The organism is Paraburkholderia fungorum (assembly GCF_902833645.1).
Lineage (GTDB): Bacteria > Pseudomonadota > Gammaproteobacteria > Burkholderiales > Burkholderiaceae > Paraburkholderia > Paraburkholderia fungorum.
Genome location: NZ_CADFGE010000018.1, coordinates 167673 through 179732, shown reverse-complemented (window position 1 = coordinate 179732; position 12060 = coordinate 167673). Strand labels below are relative to the sequence as shown.

The following is a 12060-nucleotide window of genomic DNA, read 5'->3' as shown; positions in this document are numbered from 1 at the left end:
GTGGCTCGGGTGGCTCGGGTGGCTCGGGTGGCTCGGGTGGCTCAGGAGGCTCAGGTGGCTCTGGAAACGGAGGCCATGGCGGCTGGGGCGGTGGGAACGGCGGCGGTTCCGGAGACGGCGGCCACGGTGGGTCGGGTGGCTCCGGCGGTTCCGGTGGGAACGGCGGCTCCGGTGGGAACGGTGGAAACGGTGGCGGCACTGGAACCGGTGGTCACGGTGGCTCCAGCGGCTCCGGCGGTTCCACAGGAGCCGGCTCCGGCAATGGCAACCAGGCCACCAGCGGCCTTCTGGACCCGATCGTGAATCTGGTCGTCAGTGTCGGCGCGGTTAGCGTGCCTATCTTGCCGATCACCGTAGGCAACAACAGTGGCAGCGGAAACGGCAATGGTGTAGGCAACGGCGCAATCGATGGTTCAAAGGGCATGACAGGCGGCTCGAGCGGACATAGCAACGGCGGCCTGCTGGCGCCTGTGACCGCGTTGCTCGGCGGACTGTCGGCAGGTTCGGTGAGCGGCGGCTCGCAAAGCAGCAGCGGCCCGCTCGCACCGGTGACCACCTTGCTCGGCGGACTGACCGGCGGCCTAGGCGGCGGCGGCTCGCAAGGCAGCAGCGGTCCCCTCGCGCCGGTGACCACCTTGCTCGGCGGACTAACCGGCGGCCTGGGAGGCGGTACCCCGCACGGCTCGTCGACTGGCTCCTCGGCCAGCCCGGTTGCACCACTGACCAACCTCGTCGGCACCATCACCGGCGTACTCGGTGGCACAAGTGGCGGGTCGTCTCCGCTCGCTCCGTTGACGAACCTGCTCGGTGGCCTCACAGGTGGACTCGGCGGCAGCATCCCGCAGACGTCGACCACACCCAGGCATTAACCCGCCGCGCGTGGTGCCTCCAAGGGCACCACGCGTGAGACCTCCTGGGTGCGATAGCAAGCAACCCGCCGGACCTGACTGGCATCACAATCTCGCGACGTCAGGCCCGGCACATGCCGGTGCGCCGACATGACTCAACGCAAAGAACCGCGGCCACACGTTCGGAGATGGCGCGCGCGTCGCTATTCCGGCCTGACCTTCGCCCTGTCATCAGGCATCACGAGATCGCGCCCGATCAGTTCAAGCTTCAGGGGCGCATCCGCCGACAGTCTCTTCCTGGCAATCACACGACGCCAGCTTCCACGCGAATCAGGGTTCCGGCAGAACGCGACCACGCCTACATATTGCGTATCCGGCTGCATCGGCTGCGAAATGCTGACAGAAGCACCGGGGCTGACTATCGTCGCCATGTTGTCCCGCAGATCCTGGGCAAGGACAGTCTTATCGTTTTTCAGCAGATCGTCATATGAGGCCTTGTCGATGCGCTGTCGATCCTTGAGCTGATATACGCGCACGGCGACTGACGTCGAGCGCATGGCTTCGTCGGGATTGATCGATGCGCGCGCGGTGAGGTCGACGTTCAGCACCTTGACCTGTTTGTAGAAGACAGCGTGGTACGCACTCGAGGTCGAATCCGACACCGTCTGCCATGCACCACATCCGCTGAGCACCAGACTTGCGGCAAGGAGGGCGGCGATCGAAGTAATCCGGCGGAAAGTCATAAGCACTCCAGATTCAGGCAGACGGCACGAGGAACGGATTCGGCCCCGGTGCCGGAAATGCTTCGTAAGCGCCAAGCGCAATGGTTATCAAACGTTCTTCGTCTGAAGGCAGAATCGTGGTCCACGCAAGCCGGGGCGTGTGACGTTCAAACGCCGCGCCGATTCTTGGCGCGGGCGCAACGCGCGACGATACTTCCATGCGCAGGAACACGTCGGCCTTTGTCCCCGCATACAGACGGATAAAGGCCAACAGTTCGCGGTGCAGCCACGCACCGGGCAACAGGTCGTGGGCCTGTTCCACGCTCGCCGGCCGTAACGTCACGCGGGCGGCGCGGCTCCGATACACCAGACGCGTGCCCAACACGTAAGCCCCACCGAGGCCACAACGCTTGCCCTCGCTCCTTGCACAGCCGGCACTGCTCGCGGACGTGAGCGGTTGAGGCTTGCCCGCGCTCCTGAGAACCGGGAAGAACTCGTCGACACGTACATCGACACCGGGTATGGCAAGTGCCACGACGCCGGCAAGACCTTCAGGCGTGCGCGTGCGCTGGATCAGCAGCCCCAACAGCGCGAGTACTCGCGAGTCGGGTAGGCCGGCGCGTGCGGGCTTGTCACCCCAGCCGAAACCTGCCAGCGACAATAGCCTGCGTGAATGCGCATCGGTGCCGCCCGGACGGAAGCCGATCGGGTAACGATACTTTTTCCAGGCGCGATACAGCAGCGTGACGAACCGGTGATTGAACTGGTCGAGAAAAGCTTCGAGCGCTTCGTGCCCTTCCGTTCGCAGCACGATATCGTCGATCATGTGCGAGGGTATGGCTGCGTCCACCCCGTACAGCCCCATGAACGTCGTGCGCACGGTCGGCGGCGTGTTCGGTCCGTAGGTACAACCCTCCTCGTCAAACTCGACCGAGGCAATTTCGCCAGCCGGAAAACCGACGCGCGCGAGGGGGCGAAATCGCACGGGTTCATGTTCCGGCGTGTCGCGCGTACCGAAACCGGGACGCTCCGGCACACACACTTCGAGCAGCTGACACAACTGCATGAAGTTCATCGTCGGCGCACGTGCGAGCAGCGACGCAACCAGCGGCTCCAGGTTGTCGGGCGGCGCTTGCGGTTTAAACTTCATAGCGATGAGCGTAGCGCTTTGCTGCGCGGCCATTCATTGCGTTGCCGCGACGGCAGGCTCACAATCGCAAGCTTCGTGAACAGATTGATATCGGCGTAAAGCGCGAAGAAACGGTGCAGCAGTTCGCCGAATAGCATCACGTCGCCGACGCCTGCGAACGCATGACTGTCGAGCGTCACCTCGATCAGCACGCCCCGTTCGACCGAGCCGCCCGACACCTCCTCGAGCAGTTCCTCCGAGACGTGCAGGATGCCCGCCAGACGGCGGCGGTTCAGCTCATCGTTGGTCCAGTCGTAAAGCGCCAAGGCACCGCGCAACACTTCCGCGTCCATCATCGACAGGAAGTTCGGCGCGAGGTGAGATAGCACTCGCCACTGGAAACGGTCGCCGGTGGGCGGATAGAGCGGTAGCGTTGGCGGTGCCCAATTGCGCACCGCCGACACGTTCGGCGTGCTCTCGCCCAATTCATCGATGTTCGCTTCGCGCAGCCCCTTTGCCGGCAGCATGCCGTTCGTGCCCGTCACCCGTAGCGACAGATTTTCTGCCGGTAGATCCTCCATCGTCTCCCACGCGTGGCCACCGAGGACGACCCACGTGTCATGCAGCCCGTTTACGCCCTGCCGTACGCGTGTGTGGAAGTAGCGCTCCGGTGCCTCATGGCGCAACATTCCGCCGCGGTGCCGGAACGTCGCGAACGGCACATACTCGTAACGCTGCGCATTAGCATGATCGAACGACTCGATTGCGTCGACTGAGTACGTTTCGATGTTGGCCCCCTGGTGGCCCGCGGCGACAACCCGGTATTCCGTCCCGTGGTGATTGACGTCGATCGGTTCGGCGTCGAGCGGAAACAGATTGATAACCGGCGTACAGAAGAGCCGCACGTTCTCCACCGTGAAGCGTTGGTCGGACGGGTAAGCGTGCTTGAGCAGGATTTCCAGTTCGAAGCTGCAGGTATCTGCCGGCAACTTCGCGATATCCAGATTGCACAGGTCGACGAACAGGAACTTCTCCCGGAAGGCGAAATACTCGAGTAGCAGTTGAAAGCCCGAAAACTCCGCCTCGGCCCTCGGCCACAGGCGCTCTTCCAGCGTAAAACCGGCAGGCTCGATGCGCACGTCCTCAAGCAACTGCAGGTTGCCCTGATGCGACTCCGGAATCCGCAAGGAGACAGAGTCCACCTGACGGGTCAGCGCGAGGTGCATTGCGAAGGCAGTGGGCAGATCCGCGTTCAGGTACAGGCGCAGTTTCGACAGATCGGTGGCCTCGCGCCGAGCCGAACGATCGATCTCGAAGCGCAGCCGGATCACCGATCGGCCATCGTGACGAACATCCGGCCCCGCATGGGTGAGGCGCATCGGCTGGAGCATCACCGCCTGCGTCGTGCGATAGACGCATTGCATGGTTTTCGGCGCGGCGCCTTCCATGCCGGGTGGCGCCGGGGTCACGATCGGCGCCGAGCGCACCGGTACGCCGGCGGACACTATTTCAGTCTTCTGCAACTTTTCGACGAGCGGAAAGAACTCGACGATCGACAGCGACGGAATCATGCGCAGATAGTGCGGCCACAGCAGGCTCACCAGTCCCTCCGTCAGTTCCGGCAGTTCGTCGTCGAGTTTCTGCTGCAAACGCGCCGTCAGGAATGCGAAGCCTTCGTAAAGCCGTTCGACGGATGGATCGCGATCCCCCACGCGATCGAGGTTGAGCATGCGCGCGCGATCGGGATGCGCTCGCGCGAATTCCTTGCCTGCCTCGCGCAGATAGCGCATTTCGGCTTCGTAGTAGCGGAGGATCGAATCGTCTTGGTCCATGAAAACTCGTTGTTATAGCGTGAGGGCTCGTGTAGGGTCGAGCACGGTCAGCTCTCCCTGGAGTTGGTCGATGCGGTGGGCGAGCGTGGGCTTGTCGGCGTCCTTGCGAAGGCTCACCGATCTGAGCGCCTTGATCAGTTGCTGCTTCACCTCGAAGGCGAGCGAGGGCTCCCAGCGCACGAGCGGCACAGTTTGCGTCGCAGCATCCAGTTCGACGAGCAAGGGCAAGGCGACATCGATACGGCCCGCGTGATCGGCGAGGCGTGCCATGACAAAACGTTGCAGATAGCGCTGCCGTTCGGTCCTGACGCCGGGCAGCGATTCCAGCCACGCGAACGCGGCCTCGAGGCTTTGGCTTGCGGCGAGATCCCTCGCCTGCGCTTCGATCTCGGGCCAATCGCCAGCCACACCGTCCTCGCTTTCGGCCGAGATGGATAGTGGCGCGACCCTCTCGCCCGCTTCAAGATCGCGCACAACGGCATAACGGGCGATCCATTCGAGCGTGGTGTCGTCGGCGAACGGCGTGCCGTCGTTGAATGCGAGCCGTTCGAGTCCGGGCAGACGTTCGAGGAAGAGTGCGAAGTCCGCACGCAGAAGTTCGCGCCACGCGTTATACGGTGCGCCGACGCGATCAAGCGCGCTATGCTGGAAGTACTGTAGATCGAGCCATAGGTGATTCACACCTTCCATGAATGCACCTTCGACGCGTTCGAGCAGTTCGTGCCACTGCTTCTGCAATACGAGGCGCGTCATCTGCTGGCGCAGTTCGGCGCGCGGCGGGACGAGACGCGTGCGGAACTGCGCGTCGGCGGGTGGCACCTCGTGCAGGGTGTCCCAGCGAACGCTGCGCACGAGCCGCACCGATGGCAGGTAGCCGTTTTCCTGATCGCGCAGCCAGGCTGCCATCGTGCGCGCCTGGTCCAGCAGATCGCGCGTGGAAGACACGGCGCCGCTAGCTTTGCCCGAGGCGCCCTGCAGTGCCTGCTGCGGTGAGTCTGTCTCCTGATCCGCACTGCGCGTCGACTCGCGGTTGCGTTCCAGGCAAGCGACGAGTGGTTGCAGGTTGGGGCGCGCCGCTTCGGGCCACTCACGGGTACGTGTGACAAGCAGGTTGAGTGCCGCCATCGCGCGTTGAAAATCCGCGGGTGCGAACTCCCCGCGGCTTTCGAGCAGATCGACCATGCGCGTGGTCGCGAGTATTTCAAGCGCCCCTTTCTTTGTTTCGGCACGTGCGGGCAGTAGCGCTGAATCGAAACGCTCAACCAGCGTCGCGATCAGCTCCAGGCCGTCCGCAAAACCCGCCGGACCGTGCTGGCGCAATCGCGCGAACGTGTAGTGGCCGGCCACGCGCAGATCCTTGCCGGTTCCCGTGATCAGTTGCTCACAGGAACGCACGATCAGGGCGTCATCGATACCCGTGAGCTTCGCGGCTTCGTCCTTCAGTTCGAAGAACGCATCCTCGTAGCCAGGATCGCGGCCACAGGGATGTTCGCCGGGAAATGGCACGAGCCATGACGCCCAGACGTCGGCGCATGCGCGCGGCAACGAAGCAACCGCGTTCGCGCCCAGCAGATTCTTGACGAAATGAGTTAGCACACGTCGACCTCAATAAACAAATGCATCGGCTAGCAGGCGATTCGCGCGGGTTACTCCCGCTTTCACGCGGCCCGCCACGGGTGGATTCGAATCGGACGACGGTTTGCCGTCGTCGCTGGATTTCATCGACGTGGCCGTAGAAGTAGGCGCTGCCGCCGTCATCGATGCCGGCAGTGGAGGAAGTTCGCCGACGGCTCCCTTGTGGGTACCACTCGACGATCCCGTCAAAAAAATGCGCTGCGGCAGCGAGAAATGCCGGAGCGCGAGCATGTCGAGCGGTCCCGCCCCGACTTCGCTGCGTAGCTGCACTTTTAGCGGGATGTCCTGAATCGGATCCGGCATCCACGCAAGCAGATAGCGTGCGTTGTCCTGCGGCGTGACCCTCGCGCGTTCAAGGAGGCGAATCAGTCCGAAGCGGCCCGGCGCATCGAGCGCCGAGCGCAGGCCGCCTTCCTGCGTCTGCCATTCGATGCGCGAGATGTTCTCCAGCGCATCGCCCGGCCAGATGAACGGCGTCCACTCTTCCTTCTGATTGAAGTAGTGCAGCTCGCGGCCTGAGAGCAAGACCTTCATGTCGGTGATGCCTGGCGTGGACACTGCACGCAGCTCGAAACGCACCCGCGCATCGCCCGATGGAAAGAACGAGGTCGACACACGCATCAGCGTGTTCAACGCGGCGAGAAAGGCCGGGTCGACCGTCAGAAAGTTATAACCCGATCCGTGTGCGCTAACCCAGCGATCACCCTGCCGCTCGACAACGCCGGCCAACTGCGTGCTGACGAACTGGGTAATCACACCACTGTCCGGTCGCATGAAGCGGGCCATTTCCGGCAGCGACGCGTCGTTGTCGGAGTCGGCGAACGGGTAGCGACCACCGAAGTTCCGGTTCCAGTCGGCGAGAATCCCGCTGCGCCAAGTGTCGTTCAGGCTCGATGCCGCAGGCTGCAGGACGACCTGCCACGTCTGCTCGAGCGGCTGCTGGAACAGCTCGCCGAAGCCCGCCCACTGCTGCCCGAAGCTTGCGGCCACGCGGCTCGCGTAGTCGCGACTGTCGGCAATGTCCGAAGTCTTGCCTTGCAGCACGGCCTGGGCTGCCGAGCGGGACATCGCGTCCGGATCGGTGCTCATCATGATCTGCTGGAGCTTCAGCCGCATCGCGGTGACGCGTTCCAGGAAGCGCGCCAGACTCAGATCGCCTGCTGCGGCCATCCGCGCGGACGCCTTGCTGCTACCGGCGCCTCCCGCGGCCAGATCGTTGCCTGTCAGCCGCACCAAGGGACCGAATGCGGCCGCCAGCGGGGCAGCGTTTTGCGGCTGGGCAATCTTCGAGGGGTCCTTCTCGTTGGCACCGACCAGTTGCTGCGCCTTGTTGAGCAGCGTGTCCGAAAGCGATTGCGCCGTCGCGCCGGTTTCAGCCTGGTACACGACGACATTCATCAATGCGACGAGCGGCGAGCGTTGCGGATCGCCGAGCAGGGTCAGTTGGTCGACTGTGCCGGAGAGCGTTGCCGTCGGCTGCCAGCGGATGCCGTTCAGAAATGCCTGCCACGCGCGAGCGTAGTCGTCGAAATAGCGTTGCCGTAACTCGGCCTTGAGCGATGCCGTCGGCGCGGCACGGGTCCGGCTGTCGGACAGTACCCAGTCGCCGTCAACGCTGCCCTGTTCGTTTGCGTCATCGATCGCCTTAGAAATCCGTTCATCCCACGCGGCCCGTGTGAAAACCCCTGGCACGGTCGCCGTCGTGCTGAACAGTCCGCGGCTGCTCGTGTCGCCCAGCAGGGTCGACAAGGACACCGGCGGATACTTGGGTTTTGCGTCATCCACGATCTGCTGGTAGACGGTGTCGGTCGAGTTCTGAATGCCTCTCACGCCGATCACCGTCTGGCGTGCCGCACCGACTAGCAATGCGTCGGGAACGATCGCGAGCGACGTGCCGCTGGCCGCCGGGTCTCGTATGAGGTGACTTGCGTAGAAAGTGGCCAGATGCTCACGCAGATCCTGCCATGCACCCTCGCTCAAAGACGAGTTGACGGGACGAGCGGGCGCTCCGGTTGCGAACAATTGCTGCGTGAGGAATTTCGGGTCAGCGCGCTCGGGTTTCGCGAGCATCAGGTACGTCTTCAGTGTGTCGTATGCCGACTTGATCTGTGCGTCCCCGCCGCTTGCAATGTCCGCGTCTGAGAGCGAGGCCAGTTGTTGTAGCCGTTCCTCCAGCCTGACGCGGATAGGCGCGACCACCAGGCGGGCGGCCCCGCCTTCGTAGACGGGCCACAGGGTGGTAAGGAGTGCAGCGTCGCGGTTCAGGCCGAAACGGGTATGCCACGGCGCGCCGTCGTGCTGGCGGATTTCGAGGGTGTCGAGCTGCTTTTGCAGACTGTCGAGGGTCAGGGTGGCTTCCGTGGGGTCTTGAGTGGCCGCGAGCCTTGTCGCCGTGCTGGTCGCCATCTGGATTGCCGACCGGTTCATGAAGCCCGACAGCATGGCGCCCGCGATCCAGAGTCCGATCAGTGTGGTCGCAATCCACGCGGCGGTCGTCGGGAGAGAGAAACCAACGCGGCGGCCGTGGATGCGGCGGCTATGGTCGGCAACGGTCTGCCAGACGAGCTGTTGCCGGATGGGATCGCCTTCAGCATCCTCCGTCGGAACGTCCGACGCTTCACTGACGCGCTCCGTGAAGATCGGCGTGAAAAGCACGCCGTGAATCACGCTGCGCCAGATGCGGAATTGGCCAATCCGCACGACCAAGTCCGATAGAAGATTGCCATAACGGGCAATATGCTGCGACAGCTCGGCTGCATATCGGTCTGAAGGGTGCTTCGCAAGACGCATGACGCCGGCGTTGGCCAACTCGCCGGACAGCTCGCGCAGCGAGGCATCGATTTCTTCCCGACGTACGCTGGCATTCGACCATGTGCAACCGATCGCTTCGTGCGGGCCGGACGTCTCGTCGCCAGCGTCGGTCACATTCAGCAGGTACGCCGGAGCCGCCCAGCGCAGCGCGCGCGCATGGCGGATGAGCCGTTGGGCGGTGCGCTCCGCATCGAACGGCTGGCTGCCGGAGGTATGCGCCCGAAAGACCGCCACAATGGCGTCGACCGGTCGCCTCCGGCGCAAGCGCCGGATCTGATCCAGCCAGGTGGCATCCATCTGCTCACCAGTCTGCCTTGCGTAGAGCAGCAGAGTGTTGCCGGAGATCCTGTAACCGTTCTGCACGAGATCGGGGGCGACGCGCCTGACGATCGGTTCGTCCCCCGCAACCAGTACCCATCGATCTCTATACCGCCAGCGCCATCCATGACGTTCTCGAAGCGCGTCGCACAGTCCAACGAATGACCCCGATCCTCGTGCAGCGGCGGTGGAGGTTTGCCCCGTTCCGCTATGGATGTCCCGGTTCCGATCGTAGCTCGCAAGCCACCTGGCAATTCGCATCGAAGCGATCCAGAGTACGACTGCCTCGAAGTATTTGATGAATAGCAGTGACAGAAGCAACCCGGACAGCAGGCTCAGCTCGATAACGATTGCTGTGTTACGGGACCAGCCATATCGAGGCCCTTCAAACCACACGGCAATGCCCAGCGCAATGAAGACAACGGCGACCGCGATGCCTATGAAGATCGCTGTCGGTTGTGGCTTGGATTCATTCATGTTTGCGTTCTACAGACGAGGGCGATCATGTCGTCACCTTCCTGAGTGAGGACCAGTTGCGCTTCGCCGGTATGCCTCGCGTGCTCCGCAGCGAGCGCGGTGGCTAGCCAGCCCCCCGCGCCTGCACAGTTTCCTACCGTCGCTTCAAGATCGACCCATTGCGTTTGCCCGCCGGATGGGATTGACGATCTGACCGCTCGCGCCAGCTTTTCGGAAAGGCCGCTAGCCCAGACCATCGTCAACCGCTTTGATTCTGCCCACCCCCAACGAGCAGCAAGTCCGAGCGTCTTGTCCACGTCGCCCGCCGGACCGATAGCAGGGCGATGCAGGTGCAGCACGTCTGTCGCTGCGCTGCGGACAACGCCCGGGCGTGCCAGCAGTAGCGCTATGCCTGCCTCGGCCACGCCGTCCTGCAGTCGTTCGCTGACCGCGTTGCGCAAGCCGATCGCGACCAGCATTTGTGCGTCGCGCGGGTCGAGGCGGTCGTGCCAGGCGTCCGTCTCGAACAGCGACAGAGGGTCGTTGCCGGCGTTGACGGTCAGGCGCAACATCGGTGCTTCGGCGCGAAGCAAATCCTGCAAGCGGGTATGAACGTGGGACAGGTCGACCGTTGACTGCAGAGTCAGGTCCACGTGAAGAGCCGTGCGCGCCGGCAGAGCCGCCAGTCCGGCGGACACACAACCGACCAGTCGCTCCGCAAGCCAATCGCATACAGCGAGATGACGCGCGTGTTCGGTCAGTTCATTGCCCGCATGGAACGTCATGCCAGGAATTTCCAGCCAGCGTGCGTTGACATCCAGACCCGGCACCGCCCTGCTCGGACGCGGAAACATCCTGACGCCACCCGTGACCAGGTGCTCGACGCTGTTCTCCTTGTCATACGCTGAATAGCACCAGCCATGACCGAGAATAACGAGAGGTTTGCTGGCAAGTCTGTGACATTTTTCTTCCTCGCATGCGCTCATCACGTTGCGAGCTGTTGCACCGCTGCGCCGGGCATACGAGTAACCAAGATAGGAGCACAGCAAAAAGACCCATACGAGCGCCGGATAGCCGAGGACGCACAACCAGAACCATGCAGTGTCGGCCGGTCGTCCCGCAGGCCACAGGAAAATAGCAAGCGAGCTCCCCAGACACATAACCACGATGAGCAGCATTGCCCAGAGCAGCGTGGACACACGCGGTGGCCCCGGGACCACCACCAGCGGAGGTACCCGCGCAAAATCAATCGGCATCTATCGAACCGTCGCGCCGTCGGATGTCGCAATAAGGAAGCTGCCGCACTGGGTATGATCGCCAGCCCTTGAGAGTGGAATGCCGGCGTCTTTCATGCTGCTGCCTCCTTCCGCTATTTCGTTGTTGCCGTGGATCGGACAGGACACCATGTCGCCGACCCGTGCCGCGCGACGCCCCTTGAGCTTGATACGATCTGAACCGGTGAGAATTTTTCCACCGTGGCTTGTGCTATCGCCTTCGTATGCAAGTTTTTTCGTTTCGATGATTCCTTCATCGTTCATATTTTTTGAAACCCAGTTCTTTTTCTATATATGCGGCATCGTTCCGATCACCTTCCCTGACTAGCTGACGCGCAATCGAAGAGTAAGAAGCCCTGTTGCTCGCGTTCGGCGGCTCGCATTTCATAATGTTTATCAAACCGGCGCTGTCAACGAGATGCTGTCTGATCGACGCTGAGCCATTCAACTTGACGGATTTCTGAAATTGATTCCATAGCTCGTTTGCCCCAGAAAACCCATATTGGATCATCGCCTTGGTGGCATCGTATTCGTATCCGGTCACGATCCACTTGTCGGCCTTCTCGGACCAATTGCCGCCGCAAAGCTCACCGGTTTGCATACTGACTATGCATCCCGACGCGGTATCCAGTACCGGGCAATATTGCCTGCCAGAGTCCTCGGCCGTGCCCGAGGGGCCCGGGTCGACAACCCCGGCTCGGAGAACGTCCAGAACCGCGTACCTGCCGGACGGAGAAACTCGCGGGGAATAGTCGCGGGCGAATATCACACCGCCCATCGACGCGAACGCTTCCATCGGAAAAAGGGGAGTTTCACGTCCAGACGCTTCTTCGAGTACCGCGCGCTTCCATCCGGGTCCGAACGTCTTCGCCTCTCTGCCTTTTAGTGGCAGAGAAAAAATCAAAGACGACCCTCCACGAAAATCTATCTTTTCTCGCTCGGCACTTTTATCCGCGCTTGCTTGCACGGGAGACCCTGATAAAAACACGAGCGCGACAACCCATCCCTTATAGCTGCACTTCAACATACGAGTTC

At 62.6% G+C, this 12060-nt stretch carries 8 protein-coding genes and 1 pseudogene; 1 reads left to right on the top strand and 8 read right to left on the bottom strand.

Going from position 1 to position 12060, the window contains the following annotated elements; translation table 11 throughout:
* Window positions 1-869 (top strand): annotated as a pseudogene (locus HWX91_RS37940) (hypothetical protein); the annotation flags it as partial.
* A 182-nt stretch (window positions 870-1051) separates the two neighbouring features.
* Here HWX91_RS37940 and tssJ read toward each other — a convergent pair.
* From tssJ to HWX91_RS37900, 8 genes are read right to left on the bottom strand one after another with little or no spacing between them, the layout of a single operon-like run.
* On the bottom strand, window positions 1052-1591 hold the full coding sequence (gene tssJ / locus HWX91_RS37935; protein WP_028195246.1) for a type VI secretion system lipoprotein TssJ: 540 nt from the start codon (window positions 1589-1591) through the stop codon (window positions 1052-1054).
* A 13-nt stretch (window positions 1592-1604) separates the two neighbouring features.
* Complete coding sequence (gene tssG / locus HWX91_RS37930) at window positions 1605-2720, bottom strand: type VI secretion system baseplate subunit TssG (RefSeq protein WP_028195247.1); 1116 nt, start codon at window positions 2718-2720, stop codon at window positions 1605-1607.
* Window positions 2717-4531 carry a type VI secretion system baseplate subunit TssF gene (tssF, locus tag HWX91_RS37925; protein ID WP_028195248.1) on the bottom strand — a complete coding sequence of 605 codons (1815 nt, stop codon included), beginning with the start codon at window positions 4529-4531 and terminating at the stop codon, window positions 2717-2719. The genes tssG and tssF overlap by 4 nt, the downstream gene beginning before the upstream one ends.
* Before the next feature lie 12 nt (window positions 4532-4543).
* Window positions 4544-6103 (bottom strand): type VI secretion system protein TssA, encoded by a 1560-nt coding sequence (tssA, locus tag HWX91_RS37920; protein ID WP_028195249.1) that lies wholly within the window; start codon window positions 6101-6103, stop codon window positions 4544-4546.
* Between the two features lie 33 nt (window positions 6104-6136).
* Window positions 6137-9772 (bottom strand): ImcF-related family protein, encoded by a 3636-nt coding sequence (locus HWX91_RS37915; RefSeq protein ID WP_063627865.1) that lies wholly within the window; start codon window positions 9770-9772, stop codon window positions 6137-6139.
* Window positions 9769-11007, bottom strand: a complete 1239-nt coding sequence (locus HWX91_RS37910) for a hypothetical protein (RefSeq protein WP_028195250.1) — start codon at window positions 11005-11007, stop codon at window positions 9769-9771. Before HWX91_RS37910 ends, HWX91_RS37915 begins: the two co-directional genes overlap by 4 nt.
* A complete protein-coding gene (locus tag HWX91_RS37905; RefSeq protein WP_042274274.1) occupies window positions 11008-11289 on the bottom strand; it encodes a PAAR domain-containing protein in 282 nt (93 codons plus the stop codon). It lies immediately after the preceding gene.
* A complete protein-coding gene (locus HWX91_RS37900; protein ID WP_028195252.1) occupies window positions 11279-12052 on the bottom strand; it encodes a hypothetical protein in 774 nt (257 codons plus the stop codon). Before HWX91_RS37900 ends, HWX91_RS37905 begins: the two co-directional genes overlap by 11 nt.
* Between the last annotated feature and the right edge of the window lie 8 nt (window positions 12053-12060).

Bases quoted from the DNA above. Each gene is read 5' to 3' on its own strand.
- tssJ (WP_028195246.1), bottom strand. From the start codon at position 1,591: ATGACTTTCCGCCGGATTACTTCGATCGCCGCCCTCCTTGCCGCAAGT.
- tssG (WP_028195247.1), bottom strand. From the start codon at position 2,720: ATGAAGTTTAAACCGCAAGCGCCGCCCGACAACCTGGAGCCGCTGGTT.
- tssF (WP_028195248.1), bottom strand. From the start codon at position 4,531: ATGGACCAAGACGATTCGATCCTCCGCTACTACGAAGCCGAAATGCGC.
- HWX91_RS37915 (WP_063627865.1), bottom strand. From the start codon at position 9,772: ATGAATGAATCCAAGCCACAACCGACAGCGATCTTCATAGGCATCGCG.
- HWX91_RS37910 (WP_028195250.1), bottom strand. From the start codon at position 11,007: ATGCCGATTGATTTTGCGCGGGTACCTCCGCTGGTGGTGGTCCCGGGG.
- HWX91_RS37905 (WP_042274274.1), bottom strand. From the start codon at position 11,289: ATGAACGATGAAGGAATCATCGAAACGAAAAAACTTGCATACGAAGGC.
- HWX91_RS37900 (WP_028195252.1), bottom strand. From the start codon at position 12,052: ATGTTGAAGTGCAGCTATAAGGGATGGGTTGTCGCGCTCGTGTTTTTA.